Raw genomic sequence first — 18,238 nt, forward strand, 5'->3', positions numbered from 1 at the left:
CACCCGGACCGGGGCGCGGTCGCTACTCGGTGGCGGCGATCGCTTCGATTTCGACCGCTGCGCCTTTCGGGACCGCGGCCACACCGATGGCGCTCCGGGCCGGCGGTTCCGACTCGAAGAACTCGCTGTAGGCCTCGTTGAACGCGTCGAAGTCGTCGATATCCTCGAGATAGACGGTCGTCTTCAACACGTCGTCCAGCGAGAGGTCCTCCGACTCCAGAATCGCCTCGACGTTGCGGAGACACTGTCGCGTCTGGTCAGCGACCGGCTCGTCGTCGAGCAGTTCGCCATCCGTCGTCAGCGGGAGCTGGCCGGCGGTGATGAGGAGGTCGCCGTTCGATGTCGCCTGACTGTACGCGCCGACCGCGGCCGGTGCTTCGTCGGTGCTGATTACGCGCTTCATACTCAGCCCTACCTGACCTCGTTGCTTAAAGCCCGGCAGTGTCGGGTCGCGCTCGCACAACGTTCTCGGGAACTTACCAGTTGTGTCCGGTCATTGATTGATGACGACGATCGCGGTCAGCGCCAGCCCGATGCCAGCGGCTTTCGTTAGCGTCATCGACTCCCCGAATGCGATGACGCCGATGACTGCGGCAGTGATGAAGTACATCCCACCGATGGTAGAGACGACTGACGTCGGGCCGACAGTCACACCGATGAACGTCGAAACTACACCGATGGCCGCTGCGATACCTGCCGCGCCGGCAAACACCATTCCGCGGTTCGTGACGGCGAACGATGCGTCCGAAACGACGACGTACGCGCCGGTCGCGACTGTCGCAATCGCGTACGACACGAACGCAGCGGTCTCGGGGTCCATCGTACTCGACGCGATGTTTCCGAGCGCGATCCAGAACCCCCAGGCTATCATCGTCCCCACCCCGAACAGCACAGCGGCGTTCATCCTTTGAGCCCTCGCGTGGTCCAGTCAAAACTGAGCGGTCCGGGCGAACAGCGACATCTGCACGTGTAACAACCCATTGAATCGCCAGTACGCAACGCATACTCTTGAGTCCGGTGCCCATCGGTCGTGTGCTTTTTTATATCAACTCCAACAAACGTATGGTAATGGCTAACGTCCCGGACGATTCACCGGACCGGACACTCGAGGACGTGTTCTATCCGGCCGACAGGATCCCGTTCGTCGAGTGGGACGAGTTCTCCGGCGCGAAGCCGACGGTCGTCCTGACCGGCGTTGTCGCACTCCTGGCGTTCGTGACCGGGCTTTCGAACCTCAGCCAGGCGTCGCTCGCCCTCGTTGGTCCCCTGACTGCGGTTGTCGACCTCCCCTTGGTTTTTGTTCGGTTCGGTGGCGTGTTGTTCGCGTTCGTTCTCGGAATCGTAACGGTCGGGCTCCAGCGGCGGAAACGGCTGGCCTGGCGTGTTGCGACTGTCGTCCTTCTCGGACTGGTACTGCTGCCCCTTGCCACGTTTCAGCCCACGGACATCCCTCTGCTGGTGATGACGCTGGTCACGTACCCGTTGCTGGTCCGAAACCGACACCGGTTCGACCAGTCGCTCGACCTCTCGCCGATTCAGATCGCGTCGCTATCGGCGATTTTCGGGGTCATTCTCTACGGCACTGTGGGTGCCTACGGGTTGCGGGGCCAGTTTCTCGAACTCGACAGTTGGGGCGATGCCGTCTACTACGTCGTCGTCACCATCGCGACGGTCGGCTACGGAGATATTACACCCGTGACAGCGGAAGCACGGTGGTTTTCGCTCTCGATCATCCTGTTCGGGACCGGCGCGTTCACCGTCGCCGTGGGCGCGCTCATCGGACCGGCCATCGAGTCCAGAATGGCGACAGCGTTCGGAGTCATGACTGCATCAGAACTCACACTTCTCGAGGACCACGTGGTGGTTCTGGGGTACGGAGACGTTACGGCATCGCTGCTCGACGAACTGGGCGACGAGACGGAAGTCGTCGTCGTCACGCCCGACGAGGGAACGGTCGCGTCGCTGCAGGGCGAAGGCGTGAATCTGCTCACCGGGGACCCCACCGACGAGGATGTCCTCAGGGACGCACGCGTCGGGTCGGCAAGCGGCGTTGTGGTGGGAAGTAACGACGACGCACGCGACGTGCTCGCAGTCATCGCAACGAAAAACGTTAATCCGGACATCCGAACGGTCGCGGCGGCAACCGACGAGAAACACGTCGAGAAGTTCCGTTCGGTCGGTGCAGACGAAGTTATCAACCCCCGCTCTATCGGCGGGCGACTCCTGGGGCAGTCGGTGCTGGGCCGCGGGTCAACCGAATCACTGCTGGACGGGATCGAGACGGACGGCGATAGGACCGAAACCGACGCCTCCGATTGACCTGCTCCCGAAGCTTGTCATCGACAGCATCGAGACTCTCTGATCTCAATTTGATGCGTGATATGGGATAGTAATATATGTATTCGATACCGAATATCGGGGTATGGCCACCTCGGACGCCAGTGGCATTGCGGAGATCGTCGGCCGGGTACTGGTTCCACTGTGTGCCGCGTCCGGGGCGCTCGTACTCGCGGGATTCTTCTTTCCGACGCTCGTCGGCGAAGCCGTGACCGGCCCGGCGTGGCTGACAATCGCCCTCGTGTTTTTCAGCTCGGGACTGTGTTACATCGCGCTACTTCCGTACTCCGAAGACAACACGGCACCGGCGGCGGCCGATGTCCTCCTTCGCGTCCGCCGGACCGATGTCCGGCGGGCCGTCCGCGAATTTCTCACACAGCACGAACCAGCGATCCTCACGTTCCCGGTGCTCGTGTTCGCCGCGTTCTTCGGGCTTCAGGTCGCGTTCCCGACACGGACGACCGATGCCGTTGACGCGGCAGCGGCCACGGTCCTGCGTGGTGGTGGACCGCTGTTTCTCGCCGCCGTCTTCCTCTCGGTCTGTTATTGCCTGTTCCTGTTGGTTGGGCCCTGGGGCGACATCAAGCTGGGCGGTCCGGAGACGGAGCCCAGCTACACCTATCCGACGTACTTTACACTCGTGTTCACCGCTGGTATCGCGGCCGGACTGGTGTTCTGGGGACCCACTGAGGCTCTGTTTCACTTCGACCAGCCGCCGCCCTACATCGGGGCTGCCGCCGGGTCGTCGGACGCTATCAACGGCGCGCTGGTGTACACCCTTTTCCACTGGGGCGTATCGGCCTGGAGCGCGTACGCCGTGATCGGCGTTCCGATAGCGTACTTCGCGTTCACGCGGGGCGCTCCGCTCCGAGTCTCGACGGTGCTGGCACCGGTGCTCGGCGTTGACGGGCTGGATTCGGTGTGGGCCAAGCTAGTCGACACGCTGGCCGTCTTCGCCACTATCGGCGGCATCGCCACCTCGGTCGCGCTGGTGAGCGAGCAGTTCCTGGTCGGTATCAATTACCAGTGGGACGTAGCGGCCGGTGAAGTCGGACCGGTCCTGTTCGTCGGCGGATTGACGCTGATATTCGTGGTCTCCAGCGCCACCGGGATTCACCGCGGCATCCGTCGCATCGCCGGTCTCAACATCGTCTTGTTCGGCCTGTTCGCGCTCCTCATCGTCGCCGTCGGTCCACGGTCGTTCATCCTCCGGCGAGGGACGCAGGCACTCGGGACCTACGTGGTGGAATTCGTTCCGTTGAGCCTCCACACTGGCGGGCAGTGGGTCGCGGAGTGGACCGTCTGGAACTGGTCGTGGTGGTTCTCATGGGCTCCCTTCGCGGGGCTGTTCGTCGCAGCCCTCTCCCGCGGTCGGCGGGTCAGGACCGTTGTGTTCACGAGCGTCGTCGCAACCTCGGCGGCGACGATGGTCTGGTTCCTGCTGCTCGGTGGCACGTCACTGTTCATCCAGCAGACGGGCCGGGCCGATATTCTCGCCGCTATCGCACAGCGTGGCGGTTCGGAGGCTGTCGCCGGGTTCCCGCTGTTCGCGTCGTTGCCTCTGGGACAGCTCCTGATGTTCCTGTTCCTCGCGCTCATCATCGTGTTCATGACCACGTCAGCGGATACCTCGACGCTCGTCGTTTCCGTTCTGGCGACGCGACGGGGGATGGCACCGTCGGCGACGCATATCGTCTTCTGGGGCGTCTTCCAGGGTGCGGTCGCCGTCTCGGTGTTACTTCTCGGGGGCGCTGAGACGTTACAGGCCCTGGCTGTTCTGGCTGGCGGCCCGTTCGCCGTGATATCGCTCGTAGCTGTCGGTGGGCTGACGGTGACCTGGTATCGGGACGAACAGGACCACACGTCTCTCGTCAGACGTGCCGTCAGAAAACTGCCGGACATCCAGACGCATCACGATGTGGACCCACCGGAAAAGAAATAGATCGCGCGGTCGCTGCGGTTTCAGGCCTCAGCGATCCCGGTACAGAAGTTCTCGACCAACTGTTTCCCGGCATCGGTGAGGATGCTCTCGGGGTGGAACTGGACGCCGATGTGGGGCTTCTCGGCGTGTTGGACGCCCATGACGATACCCTGCTCGTCGTTCGTGTGGGCCGTTTCTTCGAGCGCATCCGGGAGGTCCGTGGCTTCGACAGCCAGCGAATGATACCGCCCGACCTCGAACGGGTCGTCGATGCCGTCGTACACTCCTGTCCCGTCGTGGCGGACTTCCGAGGGCTTGCCGTGGACCACGTCCGGCGCGTGGCCGACGGGCGTTCCGTGGGCGGCACAGAGTGCTTGATGGCCGAGACAGACGCCAAGCGCCGGGTACTCAGTCTCGGAGAACACGTCGATTGAAACGCCAGCCTCCGCTGGCGTTCCAGGACCCGGCGAGACGACGATGCCGTCCGGGTCGAGTTCGCGGATGCCGTCCACGTCGATGGCGTCGTTCCGGCGGACGGTCACGTCGTCGAACTCGCCGACGTACTGGACCAGGTTGTAGGCGAAGGAGTCGTAGTTGTCGATGATGAGTATCATCGCATCCCCTCCATCGGTTCGGTCCCGGATTCGACCGCGAACGACCCCTGTTCGCCGAGCGCCTCGTCGACGGCGGTGACGAGCGCGCGAGCCTTGTCCAGCGTCTCCCGATATTCGGCTTCCGGCACGGAATCGTGTACGATACCGCTCCCGACCCGGAGCCGGTACTCGCCGTCGTAGCGAACCAGTGTCCTGATGGTGATGTTCAGTGTCGCTCTGTCGTCGAAGCCGAACACGCCGATGCTGCCGGTGTAGGGCCCCCGCCGCGTCGTCTCCACCTCGTCGATAATCTCCATCGTCCGCGGTTTCGGTGCCCCGGTGATAGTCCCGCCGGGGAACACCGCCGCAACCGCATCGGCAATGCTCACGTCGTCGCGCAACTCCCCTTCGATGAGTGAGACGAGGTGCATCACCTCCGAATACCGGTCGACGCGGCGGTACTCGGCGACGTCGACGGACCCGTACTCGCTGACCTTCCCGAGGTCGTTGCGTTCGAGGTCGACCAACATCGCGTGTTCGGCCCGCTCCTTCTCGTCGCTGCAGAGGTCCGCCTCCAGTTCCTCGTCTGCAGCCGGCGTTGCGCCGCGCGGGCGCGTGCCGGCAATCGGCTCCGTGAGCAACTGGTCGCCATCGACGTCCAGCAACAGTTCCGGGCTCGCGCTCACGAGGTCGACACCGGGGAACTCGAGCAGGGCCGAGTACGGGGCGGGGTTCACTCGTCGGACAGCCTCGAAGGTGTCGACCGGGTGGACGGCCGCCGGGGCGGTCAGTCGGTGTGAGACGTTTGTCTGGAATGTGTCGCCGTCCCTGACGTACTGTTTTATCTGCCGGACGCGGTCAGCGAACGCCGCCTCGCCGCACTCGCTTTCGAAGGTGGCCTGCCTCGCAGCGGTCGGCTGGGACTGGACGTGTCTGTCACCGCTGAGGGCGGCCTGTGCCAGCTCGCGGGCCATCTCACGGCCGCGCTCGAACGCCGATTCGGGCGACCCGTCGACGATGGGACACGCTGTCACGTGCATTTCAACATCCCCGTCGTGTGGCTCCTCCCACGCGGCGACGCAGTCGAACACGCCCAGCTGGAGCCGTGGGAGCCCGTCGGAAACGGTCGTCTCGGGGATATCTTCGAGCTCCCTCGCCACGTCGTAGGACAGCCAACCGAACGCGCCACACGGGTACGGAACGGTACAGCCACCGCGTTCCAGCTGTTCACGGTCGAGTAGCTCGTCGATGGTTTCGATGCTCGGACTACCGTCGGCATCTGCGGGTGTTGCCCCTTCCGGGACTTCGATCTGCTCGACCGGATCGACGCCGAAGTACCCCCAGCCCGATTGCCCGCCGGTCGTTTCGAGGTAGAAACCGTCTGTGCTCCCGTCCCGGGCGCGGCGATACGCCTCGAACGGATCAGCGACTGTGACGCGCGCTTCGACCGGGACGCGAGCGCCGTCGGCTGCCGTCCTTGCAGTTTCGACGAACGATTCTTTGTCGGTGCTGAACCGGATCTCACTCATAGTACAGTTGCTCCCGGACGAGAGGCTCGCGCCCCTCGATGTGGTTGTGTAGATGAACCACGGGTCCGGACAAAAACCTTCGGTGCTTCGCCCATCTGTGGAATATACTGTTGAATTGTCGACCGCTTGTGGTTGCCCACTGGACGAATAACCGATATCATTTCAAGGGTCGAACTATTCCGCATCACCTACTATTCCGGCAGGGGTTGAGAGGGATATCGAACGCTTGCCCGACCCCGACAGTCCGGCAGTGGTTTCGACGCTCGAACGCCTGGTCGGGGAATCCCGGGTCGATAGCGAACACAGTAACCATGACCACGATAATCGACGGTAACGAGATCGGCGACCGGATCAGAGAGGGTGTCACAGCGTGTACGGACACACTCATCAGTGAGGGTGTCACACCAGGATTGGCGACAGTGTTGATGAGCGACGACGGCGCGAGTGAAACGTACGTCTCGATGAAACAGCGGGCCTGTGAGGAGATCGGCATCGAGGGGTTCCATCACGAGATCAGCGCGGACGAACCGGCCGAGGCGCTGTTTTCGACCATCGACGACCTGAACGCGGACCCGGCCGTCCACGGAATCCTCGTCCAGATGCCGGTCCCTGACCACGTGCCCAAACGCGACGTATTGGATCGCATCGACCCGATGAAAGACGTCGACGGATTTCATCCGGAAAACGTCGGCCGGCTCGTCGCGGGAAACGCGCGATACAAGCCATGTACACCGCATGGAATCCAGAAAATACTGGCCGAAACCGGTGTCGAGACGGCGGGGAAAGACGCCGTCGTCGTCGGCCGCTCGGACATCGTCGGTAAACCGATGGCGAACCTGCTGATCCAGTACGGGCCGGGCGGGAACGCGACGACGACCGTGTGTCACTCCCGAACCGACGACTTAGGTGAGAAGACCCGTAACGCTGACATCGTGATTGCCGCCGCCGGCGTGCCGGAAATGATCGACGGGTCGATGCTCTCGGACGGCACGACAGTCATCGACGTGGGTATCAACCGCGTCGACGCGGACACCGACAAAGGGTACGAGCTCGTCGGGGACGTGGACTTCGAGAGCGCGAAAGCGAAGGCGGACGCCATCACGCCGGTCCCGGGCGGCGTCGGTCCGCTCACCATAGCGATGCTGATGTACAACACCGTGAAAGCGGCCAGCCTCCAGTCCGGTGTGGATATCACACTCCCGTAGGCTGGGACCGCTGGCTGTCCGCTGGGCTGTGTGGGGCTACTACAGGGTTTCGACTTCGCCGCATTCCGGACACGTAATCAGGAGTTCACCCGCCGAGTTCTGCCCCCCTTCGATGACGTTGTGACCGCTGGCACACTGTTCGTGCATGTACACCTCGTGGCTGTTGTGCCCGCGTAGCCAGATGTGGCCTTCTTCCGGTGGTGAAACGATACCGTGGCAGAAGTAGCACTCGCCGTTCATACGGAGTTGCTGACAAGCCAGTATCAAATAACTATCTCTCGGGGTTTGGTTCTGTCAGTTTTCACTGCTGCTACACCGGCGAGAACACAACGTGTACCGAAACAGACAGTTGTTGTTTCAAAACTAAGGTGGTTCAGGCCCACCATCCGATATGGACTACTGTTACACGGGCGAGACGCACACGGAACTGTTCGAGGCGTATCAGGCCGATGAAGAACCGTTCCCCACACAGACTCAGATGGAGTTTCCGCGGCGGGAACACAGAAGGCCGGAAGTCGACATCCTCAAGCGACTGTTCTTCCCGACATGCTGGAACGCCGCTGAACTGGTCCGGGACGAACTCGCCGTGCTGGACCGTCTCGACACCCTTGGCGGCCTCTTCTTTGCCGGTATCAGACCGTACTCAGGATCTGATCCCGCTGAGACAGTCGACGCCGTCATCGACCAGTTCCCAGCGGTTCGCACGCGACTCAAGAAAGACGTCGAAGCCGCGTTCAAAGGCGATCCGGCGGCGAAAACGCACATGGAGATAATCCGGTCCTATCCGGGGTTCATGGCGATACTGGTCCAACGAGTCGCACACACTCTCTATGAGGCCGGTGCCTCCGAGTACGCTCGTGAACTCACCGAATACGCAAAGACCGAGACCGGCATCGATATCCACCCCGGCGCTGAGATCGGCGACTACTTCTTCATCGACCACGGCACCGGTGTCGTCATCGGTGAAACGACAACCGTCGGTGAGTGGGTCCGTCTCTATCAGGACGTGACGCTCGGGGCGCTCCACTTCGAGGCCGACGAGAGCGACGAACACAGACTAAAAAAGGGGTACAAACGACACCCGGATATCGGCGACCACGTCGTTATCGGTGCGGGCACGAAGGTCCTGGGTGCCATCAGCGTCGGCGACCACGTCAGTATCGGCGCGAACTCCTGGGTCACCGAGGATGTTCCTGACGAGACGAAAGTGTACGTCACAGACCATCCGACACAGGAACGGAAACGAACCAAGTAAATCGGGACCGCTCGACCTCTCGGACCCCGCAGACCCCAAAGCCTGGTCTCTATTTACAATCCCAACGGTTTACACACCGACCATAACGCAGCCGTGCCGCAGCTGCAAATTGAATTTCAGTGGTGACAACAGATGCCGACTGGTGTACTCGGAACGTCCACTGATACAGCCGGAATAAGTACAGTCACGTGCTCTCTCTGTTATAGGGTGAAATAACAACTGTACCAGCATTAGTCTCTACGACTCGTGCGGTTGATTTCTCGACGCTGCGGCGCTCTCGCGAACACTATGGCGTTTCAATCGCTACAGCTGACAATCCCTAATCGTCACCAGGGACGAAGTCCGCGGCTCCGCGCAGGTTTTGCGACCAGACACCCGCATCGAGGTCGAGACCGTCGTTCCACTTCCCGACGACGGTCGAAACAGCGAGGTCGCCGGTGACGTTGTTCATCGTCGCAATCCGTCCGAGTATGGGGTCGACGCCGGCGACGAACCCTACGACCTCCAGCGGGAGGCCGACCTGTGTGAGAATCACGGTGAGCATGACGATGCCTGCTCCCGGAACGCCGGCGGTTCCGATGCTGATGAGGACAGCCACGATCAAGACGAAGACCTGTTCAGTAAGCACCAGGGGCTGTCCGACGACGTTCGCGGCGAACATTACGGTGACTGCCTGTCGGATGGCGGCCCCATCCATGTTCGCCGTTGCACCGACCGGGAGGGTAAAGGAATACACCCGCTCAGCGATCTGCAGGTCTTCGTCCGCATTGCGCATCGTGACGGGAAGCGTCCCGCTTGAGGACCGAGTCGCGAACGCGGTCACCATCGCGTCCTTCGCCCCGCTGAGGAACGCGATCGGCGACACGTCGACGACCACGCCCATCAGGAGAACGAGATAGGTGAAGCCGATGTGAATGACGATTGCGATAGCGACTGCCAACACGAGCTCACCGAGCGAGGAGAACAGCCCGATGCCTTCGGTACCGATCCCGGACGCCATCAACGCGAACACGCCGAGCACGCCGAATTCGAGGACGCCCCGAACGATGACGAACATCGCTTCGGCACCCACCTCGAAGGCCTCGAACACCGAATCGACACTGTCCGCGAGCGCGTCCTGCTGGGCGCGGACGTACGTCAGCGCGATTCCGAACACGATGACGAAGAAAACCGTCGCCAGCAGGTTCCCCTCCGCAAGCGCCGCGACGGGATTGTTCGGCACGATACCGAGAACGACGTCCAGTAACGATGGTGGCGCTTTCGATTGCGCCTCACCGCCGCCGAACTCGATCCCGCGGCCGGGCTGGAGCACGTTTGCGACGGCGAGGCCGATGATGCCTGCGAGGGTCGTTGTCAGCGCATAGAGACCGACTGTCGCACCCCCGATCTTCCCTAATTTCGCGGGCGAGAGCTGCCGAATACCGGTAAGCAGCGTGAAGACGATGATCGGGATGACCAGCATGTTGAGCAGTCGCAGGAAGAGATCACCTATCGGTTTGACGACGGCCATCTGGTCTCCAAAGGCCAGACCGGCACCTGAGCCCAGTATGAAGGCGACGAAGATACGCCAAATGAGCGGGACGGACCGATACCGGCTCCAGAGAGTGCGAATGGGTTGGATCATACTACACGGCAACGGGTGGAGTGATAAAAACCCGTCAGCTCCGCCAGTATGTGCACGCGGCTATGATGCGTCTTTCTCTTAGAAGGTTCCGTTTGCAGACTAGTTTATCGGCAAACAGCAAGCGCCGGCGCTGATTCGCTGAAAAGATAGCGAAATACCGGTTGTAATTCGCTCGTTTTCAAAAGCGCGGTGGCGCTGTCACTCCTGCCTGTCGGTCATTCTTGCTGTTTTCCGCTTGACTGTCGCTTTTCTTGGACCGAACAGGGCGGCCCGAGTTTCAGTGACGGCCTGCGCACCACGGTCGGTCAGTCGGCCGGTGGCCCGGTTGTCGGCTCGACGACCCGACGCAGTTCGGCTCGCAACGCTGTCCACTTCGCCGCGATGAACCCCATCAGGATACACGCGAACCCACCGACGGTGGCGAGCGTGACCGGCTGGCCGAGGACGAGCCAGCCGGCAAGCGCGGCGAACAGGGGGATGACGTACTCGACGAAACTCATCTCGATGGGGCCAAGCTCCTCCAGTAGCCGGAAGTACAGCACGAACCCACCGATCCCGGCGACAGCCGATAAATAGAGAAGCGCCGCAAATGCGGACAGCGTCCACGATGCGTCCGCAAAGGACTGTCCGGGGAGCGCGAGGACGCCGATGTGGAGGACGACGGCCCCGATTGCCATCAGCCACGCCTGTGTGCCGAGAAACGACATCGACGGGCTGGTGTCGTGCGTGATGACGGCCGGGATAGCAAACGACAGCGCCGCCGCGAACACGAGCGCGATCCCGATGGTACTGGCCAGCAGGTTCGCCGGATCAGGGTCAGCAATGACGACGACGCCGGCAAAGCCGAGTATGACGCCGACGCCAGTGTTTGTGGTAAACGTATCGTCGCTGGACGCGAGCCTGGCCAGCGCGGGCGTCACAACGGGGACGAGACCGAGCAGGACGGCGGCGACGGCCCCGGTGACGTACTGTTGCCCGGCGAACAGGAACGCGTGATGCGCTCCGATCATCAGCGCACCGCCCACGATGACGTACGCGTAGTCGTCACGAGTATGTGGCCGTTCCAGAGAATCAGTGACGGCCAACGCGGCAAACAGGAGAACAGTGGCGATGTCAAAGCGGACGGCGGCAAACGGTACCGGTGGCAGGTCTGCGAGCCCGACATCTGTCGCCATGAATGCGGTGCCCCAGATTGCAGACAACAGGAGAAAGCAACCGGTCGTTCGGTAGCGACTCATTCAGTTGCCGGTCACCACCCGACGGTAAAAGAGCCGTCGAAGCGCGTCGCAAATTGCTGGACGGCGTGCCACTGTTTCATAGCACTTGATGCAGTGATGACGGTTAGCACGGATCTATCGGGAATCTCTCGGATTGTGATATTGCGGCGGTGAGCAACCTTCCGGGACTTCCACCATTTCCGTCCAAGATGATTGGTGGGGTTTGGGTCGGATGATGGTTGACAACTCGTTTCCAAAGCATCAATCAACAACTCTCCAGTTATTGTGTTGGCATCTCTGGCCGAAGTTCAAACCAGGCCGGTAGCTTAGTGACAAAATATTCTCTCTGAGATGGGAAAAAGTCGACCTCTCTCCATATTATGCTAGATATGCTAATATATGCACAAGTAGATGAGAAATTATATATGAATCTCTGATATATGGATCTAAGATCCCGAAATATGTGTTTGAATACTCTCCAGACTATCCTGTTCAATGATTGTATCCGCTGCGTCAATTGCTGTTTCGGGAACCCGCTCATCTGGATCGAACAACACCGCGGTATCTGCCTCGATGAACGCTTCCGTATCAGTGTGGGAATCGCCGATATATGTGATCGATTCAGGGTTCTGTGCGGAACGTATCGTTCTCAGTATCTGTCCTTTCTGATCGGGTCCAACACCGACATCGATGCCCGAGAGCTGTCCATCCTCGAACTGAAGCCAGTTCCCGCGAACAAACGCTGGCTCGAATCGTTCGAACGGTGTCGCGAGGTTTGCGACCCCGGCACTGAGTATTCCGAATCGAATCCCTGCTTGCTGTAGTTGGGTGAGTAGTTCGATAGCTCCCGATTTAGGTTTGACAGCTTGAATCGCACGGTTGATGTCCGACTCGGTGACACCGTTGACTCGCCACACGTCGACTGCCCCTCGACACCATTCCGCAAATGTGATCTGATCCGATTCGTATCGATCCATCAGCGCATCACCCTCCGATGTCGTGCCGTAGAGCGTGTGTAACAACTCGAAACCACCGCGTTGTCGAGTGAGTGTCCCGTCGAGGTCGAAGACTACTAGCTGTGACATGTTACCGTTCTGCGATAACCTCTATCTCGACGTCGATATCCACCGGCAGTTTGACGACTTCCACAGCACTTCGAGCGGGATAGGGAGGCGACATGAGTTCACCGTAAACCGCATTCACCTCATCGTAGTACCGCATATCGCTCACAAACACTGTCGCTTTCACGACGTCGTCGAGCGAGGCGCCCCCGGCCTGTAGAATCGCCGCTATATTCTGGAGCGTCCGTCGGGTCTGCTCTTCGGGCGTGTCCGGGACAACCTCGCCGGTGTCCGGATCGACTGGGCCTTGCCCGGAAACATAGATCCGGTCTCCGCTAGCGATACCTTGTGAGTACGGGCCGATGCTGTCAGGTGCGTCGTCGGTTGTTAGTTCTTCCATGGGTAGTTTGTTAGTTGGTAGACGGCTGGTCGTCCGCGTCGTATATCTCGTTGATGAACGATGTCGGCAGACTCGTCGTCAATCCTCCATCAAGTACCAGGTTCTCGCCGGTGACGAAACTCGACATTTCGGAGGCGAGGAACAGGGTCGTATCGGCGACCTCTCTCGGCGTGCCGAACCGACCGAGCGGATACTGGTCGAGCCACCGCTCTCTGGCGCTCGTTCCTCCGGTCCGTTCCTCGGTGTTTTCCATCTCTGCTCGCCTGTTCGCTGTCTCGATGGTCGCTGCCGAGATAACGTTCGAGCGGACCCCGTGCTGACCGTAGTGTGCAGCAATGTTCCGGGAGAGAGCCAGGAGCCCACTTTTCGCCTCAGAGTACCCCGAAAGGCCGATACCGAACAGGCCGTTGACCGAGCCCATATGGATTATCGACCCGCCGCCAGCGGCGACCATCGCCGGCAGTACCTCCTTGCTCAGGAGGAACTGACTCTTCAGGTTCAGGTCGACCATCGACTCGAACGTCTCCTCGTCACAGCGGTGTAACACGTTGGCGGACTCGTCTGCGCCACCGGCGTTGTTCACAAGCACGCGGATGTCGCCGAACTCCTCGATGGTCGTGTCGACGAGGTCCTGTACCGCCGCTCGGTCCGTGACATCGCATTCGACCGGAACGACGCGGCCATCGTGTGCGTCCGTTAGTTCCGTCGCAACCGCTTCAACGTCCTCGTAGGTGCGCGAGCAGACGACGACGTCGCCGCCCGCCTGGGCGAACCGGGCTGCGATTTCGCGCCCGATACCCCGCGACGCCCCAGTCACGATGGCCGGTCGGTCCGCTAGCGATAGCTCTACCATGACAGGGTCACCATCGGAAGCTGCCCTATTGAAACTTGCTCTTGCCCGCTCATGTGATTCGATACTCTTCGACGGCGTCCGCGTCGACAGTGATGCCAAGTCCGGGGCCCTCCGGTGCTGGGAGGCAACCATCGCTGACTTCGAACGGGGCTTCGATGATGTCTGCTTCCCAGCCATAATACGTCGAATCCGGGGGCAACGAAAAGCCCGGGATGCCGGTGAAGGCGTGGAGAATCGCCGCAGTTCGAATCCCCAGGTCGAACGCACAGTGGTGGGTAAAGGGGACTCCGGCGTCTTCGAGTATAGCGGCTTGCTGGCGAATACCGCTGATACCACCGGCTGGGGTCAGGTCGATAACGCCGACATCCATCGCGCCAGCTTCGATAAGCGATTGCAGATTATGAGAGATATACGTATCCTCGTTGGGAGCGATTGGCTGTCGGAGCCGTTGTCGGAGTCGAGCCAGTGACGTGTGTGAATCCACTCGGATCGGCTGTTCCATGTACTGCAGGTAGATGTTCTCGTCTTCGAGCATCGCACCGACACGAACTGCCTGCTCGAGCGTCCAACCCTGGTTCGGGTCCAGTCGAAACTCCAGCTGCCCGTCGACTTCGTCGTGCATAGCTTTGATTCGCTCGACATCCTGTCGCCAGTCCCGCCCCGCCTTCGTTTTGAGGACGCTAAAGCCGTCTTCGAACGCTTCTCGGGCCTTGATACGGGACTCGTCGGGCGAGAGAATACCAAGGCAGAACGCGACGGGAACATCAGTCGGTGCAGTACTGTTGCCCTCGACGTTCTGTCGGTGTTGCTGAGCCCCCTGTGTCGGTGCTGTCCACCCGCCGAGAAGCTCGTACACCGGCTTATCGAGGGCCTTGCCGACGATGTCCCAGCAGGCTGTTTCGACAGCGGCAAAGAACATATCCACGTTGGTGTACTCGACGAACACCTGTCGGCGGAGCCGCTCGATCTCGAACGGTGACTGCCCCTGGACCATCGGTCCAACGCCGTCTTCGATAATCGACTCCGTGGCTGCCGGCGAGAGGAAGACACGCATCTCCCCCCAGCCACTGATACCCTCGTCCGTGTCGACACGCACGAGAACGCGTTCCATCGAGTGTAATTGCCCGTGGTTGGTTACATACGGCCCGATTCCGAGGTGTTCATCGAGGTCGGCCAACGGCACATCTACAGTTACCGCTGACACGCCGGTTATCTCCATGCTACCCCGTCGTTCGGGAGCGGATATCAAACTACCGCTTCACCCGCTCAGTTCACTGCATCGATTGCAGTTCCGACCCACTCCAGTGACCGCTCCGGCAACAGCCCGTAGTTATAAAACGAGAGCCGCGGTACCCCGTTCGACTTGAGCGTCTGGACGATATCGACAACGGTCGCCTCGTCGTGGATAACCGGATGCCCCGGCAAGAGACCGACGTGGAGTGGTACGTCTTCGACTATCGACACAACGCTGTTGTACGCTTCTATGACCTCCTCGCTGGTTGACTCGTACGCCGGGAGACAGTAGTAATCGACGTGCTCTGAGAGTGCCTGTAGGTCGGCCCCCGCCATCCACTCACGGCCGGGCTCCGGTGCGCCGACGTAGTACCCAAGCGGTGTCGATCCAGCGGCGTCAGCCAGCGCGGCGTACAGTGACGCCAGTGTCCGTTCCCGGACATCGACGTATGCGGCGACGGTACTGTGGTCGGCGAGCCAGGTTTCCGGCGAACGGTCGTACGGAACCTCGCCCGCGATGATCCCGTCCAGTGTGTTTGCCACTGTCTTACGTGCCCGCTCGACGTCGATATCGTCTGCCTCCGCATTCGTCCGACACGCCGGACAGAAACACAGCCCGAGCAGGAACTCTCCGAGCGCCCCCAGCCGCGCGTGAATCTTCTGGTGATGCCACCCGAAGCCCGTCCCGTAGAAGTAGTCGAACGTCTCCAGTTCGATACGGGCGAACGCATCGCGGGACGCCAGGTCCGAGACCAGCTCCGTGAGATACGTCTGGACTGCGGGCTGGGAGGGACACAAGCCGAAGACGAGATCGTCACCGTGTGCGGATTCGAGCGTCCAGTCGGGGTTGTCCATCCCGAGTCGGGAGTTGTGGCAGCCGACCGTCCAGGAATTGAGCGTCAGATCCGATAGACCGGCGGCGGCGTCCGCTACCCAGTCCCCCTCCATCCCTTCGTATGGTACCGGTTCGAGTTCTCCGTATTCCGGGCCGGGGTCGAAATACGAGCTTGCGCGGGCAAACAGTGTTCGCCGCTCCGGATTGTGCGGCGTGAAGGCCTGAACGGTGTGATAATTCGTTGCAAGGGTAATTTCGCTGACGCCGATATCCAGCAATCGCTCCTCTACTCTCACTGGGCCCTCGTCCAGAATATCCCATGGATACGCCCACGTCGCAAATTCCATACGCCGAGAACTCCCGCCGCGATAATAAAACTAGAGGGGGTTACTCCTTGACGGCCCCGGCCGTCATCCCAGCGACGATATACTCCTCTAAGAAGGCAAACAGGATCAACAGCGGAATGATACCGATAACCGAGACGGTGAGCATCATCCGCCAGTCGGTCTGCAGTGCGCCGACCATCGAGAACACGCCGCGTGGGATGTTGTACTTCGCACTGTCGGTGAGGAAGGTGAGCACGAACAGGAGCCTGTTCCACGCGTAGAGGAACGTGTAGGTGATGCTGGCCACCAACGCCGGCTTGGTCAGGGGCAACACGATCTTCGTGAGGATCTGCAGTTGGCTCGCCCCGTCGATGCGTGCCGATTCCTCAAGCGCAACGGGTATGGTCTTGAAATACCCGTACAGCATCCAGACGTTGAACGGCAGCGTGAACGCCGCTGCCGGAACGATCACGGCGAGATAGGTGTTAAACAGCCCCAGCTGCGTGATGACGTCGAACAGCCCGACGATCAATACGACGGGCGCGAACATCTGAACGACAAGCACTGAGAGGAGGAACGTCCGCTTCCCCACGAAGTCGTTCCGGGCACACGAGTACGCGGCCGGTATCGCCAGCAGAAGCGTCAAGACCACTGTTCCGACCGAGATAATGAAACTATTCCCGACCCAGAGAAGCACGTCGGTCTGCGTCCAGACCTCGACGTAGGCCTGGATGCTGGGGTCGCTGGGGACCAGTGTCGCCGGTGCAGCGAAGATTTCCGACTCGGGTTTGAGCGTGCTCGAGAACATCGCGTAGAACGGCAACATCATCAGCCCGAGCAGCGCTATCAGTACGCCATAGAGGCGGACTTTGCGGAGGCTGCTCCGGTCGTGACCGGCCATGGTCATAGCTCGTCACCTCCGCGCGTGTAGATGCGCAGGTAGATGATCGCGAACACGAGCAGGAACAGGAACCCGATGACGCTGTATGCGGCCCCGCGTCCGAGGTTCCCGTTCTGGAGCCCGACCTCATAGATGTGGATGACCAGCGTCGCGGTGGAGCTTATCGGCCCGCCGCCGGTCATCGTCCAGATGACGTCGAAACTGACGAACGTCCAGATCGTCGACAGTAGCGTGGCGATCAGGACGACGCTTTTCAGCTGTGGCAAGGTTATATACCGGAACTGATGCCACTTCTCTGCCCCGTCGATGGCGGCCGCTTCGTACAGTTCCTGTGGTATCGACTGGAGCCCCGCGAGGAAGATAATCGCCATGAACGGCGTTCCGATCCAGATATCGGCGACGACGACACCGAGCCACGCGATACTCGGGTTTCCGAGAATACCGATGCCCTGTTCGATGACACCGAGTTTCAGCAGGATGGCGTTGAGATAGCCGAACTGGGGATGCTCTATCCACCGGAACACGACCGCTGAGATGGCGTAGGGAATCCCCCACGGGATGAGAAACGCCGTCCGGAAGAACTTCCGGCCGCGAATATCTCCCTTGAGGTGAACGGCTATGAGCAGTCCCAGAACCGTCTTCCCGACGACACCGGCGACGACCCAGCGACCGGTCTGCCAGAGCAACCGATAGAAGATGTCACTGTTGAATATTTCGACGTAATGCTGTAGCCCGACGAAGGTCTCGATGTTTGAATCGGCAGGAGACTGGTACAGTGACAGCCGAAACGTCTCGATAATCGGGTACCCGACGACGGCCAGTAAGAACAGGGCCGCGGGAGTGATAAGGAGATACGCACGGCTGTTTTGCTGGATGTAGGCCATCCCGCGTCCGAAACGCGAGCGTTCGGATGACTCGGTGTATTCCTCTGCCAGGCTCATCCCTGTC

Annotated in this window: 18 protein-coding genes; 4 read left to right on the forward strand and 14 right to left on the reverse strand. The window is 60.8% G+C overall.

Translation table 11 applies throughout. From position 1 onward, the window contains the following. Positions 1-22: 22 nt before the first annotated feature. Positions 23-403 (reverse strand): Rid family detoxifying hydrolase, encoded by a 381-nt coding sequence (locus tag ACY9XZ_RS14180; protein WP_463457669.1) that lies wholly within the window; start codon positions 401-403, stop codon positions 23-25. 90 nt (positions 404-493) lie between these two features. Then, on the reverse strand, positions 494-904 hold the full coding sequence (locus ACY9XZ_RS14185) for an EamA family transporter (RefSeq protein WP_463457670.1): 411 nt from the start codon (positions 902-904) through the stop codon (positions 494-496). Positions 905-1,068: 164 nt separating this feature from the next. Here ACY9XZ_RS14185 and ACY9XZ_RS14190 point away from each other — a divergent pair, with 164 nt between their 5' ends. Next, on the forward strand, positions 1,069-2,319 hold the full coding sequence (locus tag ACY9XZ_RS14190) for an NAD-binding protein (protein WP_463457671.1): 1,251 nt from the start codon (positions 1,069-1,071) through the stop codon (positions 2,317-2,319). 103 nt (positions 2,320-2,422) lie between these two features. Beyond that, positions 2,423-4,279: a BCCT family transporter gene (locus ACY9XZ_RS14195; RefSeq protein ID WP_463457672.1), complete on the forward strand. Its 1,857-nt coding sequence runs from the start codon at positions 2,423-2,425 to the stop codon at positions 4,277-4,279. A gap of 20 nt (positions 4,280-4,299) precedes the next feature. On the opposite strand, the gene ACY9XZ_RS14200 is transcribed toward ACY9XZ_RS14195, so the two are convergent. Next, positions 4,300-4,872, reverse strand: coding sequence for an anthranilate synthase component II (locus ACY9XZ_RS14200; RefSeq protein ID WP_463457673.1), 573 nt, complete (start codon positions 4,870-4,872; stop codon positions 4,300-4,302). Next, positions 4,869-6,380 carry an aminodeoxychorismate synthase, component I gene (pabB, locus tag ACY9XZ_RS14205; protein ID WP_463457674.1) on the reverse strand — a complete coding sequence of 504 codons (1,512 nt, stop codon included), beginning with the start codon at positions 6,378-6,380 and terminating at the stop codon, positions 4,869-4,871. Before pabB ends, ACY9XZ_RS14200 begins: the two co-directional genes overlap by 4 nt. Positions 6,381-6,691: 311 nt before the next feature. On the opposite strand from pabB, the gene ACY9XZ_RS14210 reads away from it, so the two are divergent. Beyond that, complete coding sequence (locus tag ACY9XZ_RS14210; RefSeq protein WP_463457675.1) at positions 6,692-7,585, forward strand: bifunctional methylenetetrahydrofolate dehydrogenase/methenyltetrahydrofolate cyclohydrolase; 894 nt, start codon at positions 6,692-6,694, stop codon at positions 7,583-7,585. A 39-nt stretch (positions 7,586-7,624) separates the two neighbouring features. On the opposite strand, the gene ACY9XZ_RS14215 is transcribed toward ACY9XZ_RS14210, so the two are convergent. After that, positions 7,625-7,825: a hypothetical protein gene (locus tag ACY9XZ_RS14215; protein WP_463457676.1), complete on the reverse strand. Its 201-nt coding sequence runs from the start codon at positions 7,823-7,825 to the stop codon at positions 7,625-7,627. A 151-nt stretch (positions 7,826-7,976) separates the two neighbouring features. On the opposite strand from ACY9XZ_RS14215, the gene epsC reads away from it, so the two are divergent. Then, positions 7,977-8,840 carry a serine O-acetyltransferase EpsC gene (gene epsC / locus ACY9XZ_RS14220; protein ID WP_463457677.1) on the forward strand — a complete coding sequence of 288 codons (864 nt, stop codon included), beginning with the start codon at positions 7,977-7,979 and terminating at the stop codon, positions 8,838-8,840. Positions 8,841-9,159: 319 nt separating this feature from the next. Here the strand turns inward: epsC and ACY9XZ_RS14225 are convergent, their stop codons facing one another. The 9 genes from ACY9XZ_RS14225 to ACY9XZ_RS14265 form a co-directional block, all read right to left on the reverse strand. Continuing rightward, complete coding sequence (locus ACY9XZ_RS14225; protein WP_463457678.1) at positions 9,160-10,464, reverse strand: dicarboxylate/amino acid:cation symporter; 1,305 nt, start codon at positions 10,462-10,464, stop codon at positions 9,160-9,162. Positions 10,465-10,769: 305 nt separating this feature from the next. After that, the gene (locus tag ACY9XZ_RS14230) at positions 10,770-11,702 is read right to left on the reverse strand and encodes a DMT family transporter (protein ID WP_463457679.1); all 933 of its coding nucleotides are present in this window, start codon (positions 11,700-11,702) and stop codon (positions 10,770-10,772) included. Positions 11,703-12,127: 425 nt separating this feature from the next. Then, entirely contained in the window at positions 12,128-12,766 is a 639-nt protein-coding gene (locus ACY9XZ_RS14235) for an HAD family hydrolase (RefSeq protein WP_463457680.1), read from the reverse strand. Position 12,767: 1 nt separating this feature from the next. After that, the gene (locus ACY9XZ_RS14240) at positions 12,768-13,142 is read right to left on the reverse strand and encodes a Rid family detoxifying hydrolase (protein WP_463457681.1); all 375 of its coding nucleotides are present in this window, start codon (positions 13,140-13,142) and stop codon (positions 12,768-12,770) included. A gap of 10 nt (positions 13,143-13,152) precedes the next feature. Beyond that, complete coding sequence (locus tag ACY9XZ_RS14245) at positions 13,153-13,995, reverse strand: SDR family NAD(P)-dependent oxidoreductase (protein WP_463457682.1); 843 nt, start codon at positions 13,993-13,995, stop codon at positions 13,153-13,155. A 49-nt stretch (positions 13,996-14,044) separates the two neighbouring features. Then, positions 14,045-15,214: a mandelate racemase/muconate lactonizing enzyme family protein gene (locus ACY9XZ_RS14250; RefSeq protein WP_463457683.1), complete on the reverse strand. Its 1,170-nt coding sequence runs from the start codon at positions 15,212-15,214 to the stop codon at positions 14,045-14,047. Between the two features lie 47 nt (positions 15,215-15,261). Further along, the gene (locus ACY9XZ_RS14255) at positions 15,262-16,410 is read right to left on the reverse strand and encodes a hypothetical protein (protein WP_463457684.1); all 1,149 of its coding nucleotides are present in this window, start codon (positions 16,408-16,410) and stop codon (positions 15,262-15,264) included. 40 nt (positions 16,411-16,450) lie between these two features. Next, positions 16,451-17,296 carry a carbohydrate ABC transporter permease gene (locus ACY9XZ_RS14260; RefSeq protein ID WP_463457685.1) on the reverse strand — a complete coding sequence of 282 codons (846 nt, stop codon included), beginning with the start codon at positions 17,294-17,296 and terminating at the stop codon, positions 16,451-16,453. Next, complete coding sequence (locus tag ACY9XZ_RS14265) at positions 17,293-18,231, reverse strand: carbohydrate ABC transporter permease (RefSeq protein ID WP_463457686.1); 939 nt, start codon at positions 18,229-18,231, stop codon at positions 17,293-17,295. Before ACY9XZ_RS14265 ends, ACY9XZ_RS14260 begins: the two co-directional genes overlap by 4 nt. Between the last annotated feature and the right edge of the window lie 7 nt (positions 18,232-18,238).

This window comes from Haloarcula sp. HT12, from assembly GCF_055271655.1.

Bases quoted from the DNA above. Each gene is read 5' to 3' on its own strand.
- ACY9XZ_RS14180 (WP_463457669.1), bottom strand. From the start codon at position 403: ATGAAGCGCGTAATCAGCACCGACGAAGCACCGGCCGCGGTCGGCGCG.
- ACY9XZ_RS14185 (WP_463457670.1), bottom strand. From the start codon at position 904: ATGAACGCCGCTGTGCTGTTCGGGGTGGGGACGATGATAGCCTGGGGG.
- ACY9XZ_RS14190 (WP_463457671.1), top strand. From the start codon at position 1,069: ATGGCTAACGTCCCGGACGATTCACCGGACCGGACACTCGAGGACGTG.
- ACY9XZ_RS14195 (WP_463457672.1), top strand. From the start codon at position 2,423: ATGGCCACCTCGGACGCCAGTGGCATTGCGGAGATCGTCGGCCGGGTA.
- ACY9XZ_RS14200 (WP_463457673.1), bottom strand. From the start codon at position 4,872: ATGATACTCATCATCGACAACTACGACTCCTTCGCCTACAACCTGGTC.
- pabB (WP_463457674.1), bottom strand. From the start codon at position 6,380: ATGAGTGAGATCCGGTTCAGCACCGACAAAGAATCGTTCGTCGAAACT.
- ACY9XZ_RS14210 (WP_463457675.1), top strand. From the start codon at position 6,692: ATGACCACGATAATCGACGGTAACGAGATCGGCGACCGGATCAGAGAG.
- ACY9XZ_RS14215 (WP_463457676.1), bottom strand. From the start codon at position 7,825: ATGAACGGCGAGTGCTACTTCTGCCACGGTATCGTTTCACCACCGGAA.
- epsC (WP_463457677.1), top strand. From the start codon at position 7,977: ATGGACTACTGTTACACGGGCGAGACGCACACGGAACTGTTCGAGGCG.
- ACY9XZ_RS14225 (WP_463457678.1), bottom strand. From the start codon at position 10,464: ATGATCCAACCCATTCGCACTCTCTGGAGCCGGTATCGGTCCGTCCCG.
- ACY9XZ_RS14230 (WP_463457679.1), bottom strand. From the start codon at position 11,702: ATGAGTCGCTACCGAACGACCGGTTGCTTTCTCCTGTTGTCTGCAATC.
- ACY9XZ_RS14235 (WP_463457680.1), bottom strand. From the start codon at position 12,766: ATGTCACAGCTAGTAGTCTTCGACCTCGACGGGACACTCACTCGACAA.
- ACY9XZ_RS14240 (WP_463457681.1), bottom strand. From the start codon at position 13,142: ATGGAAGAACTAACAACCGACGACGCACCTGACAGCATCGGCCCGTAC.
- ACY9XZ_RS14245 (WP_463457682.1), bottom strand. From the start codon at position 13,995: ATGGTAGAGCTATCGCTAGCGGACCGACCGGCCATCGTGACTGGGGCG.
- ACY9XZ_RS14250 (WP_463457683.1), bottom strand. From the start codon at position 15,214: ATGGAGATAACCGGCGTGTCAGCGGTAACTGTAGATGTGCCGTTGGCC.
- ACY9XZ_RS14255 (WP_463457684.1), bottom strand. From the start codon at position 16,410: ATGGAATTTGCGACGTGGGCGTATCCATGGGATATTCTGGACGAGGGC.
- ACY9XZ_RS14260 (WP_463457685.1), bottom strand. From the start codon at position 17,296: ATGACCATGGCCGGTCACGACCGGAGCAGCCTCCGCAAAGTCCGCCTC.
- ACY9XZ_RS14265 (WP_463457686.1), bottom strand. From the start codon at position 18,231: ATGAGCCTGGCAGAGGAATACACCGAGTCATCCGAACGCTCGCGTTTC.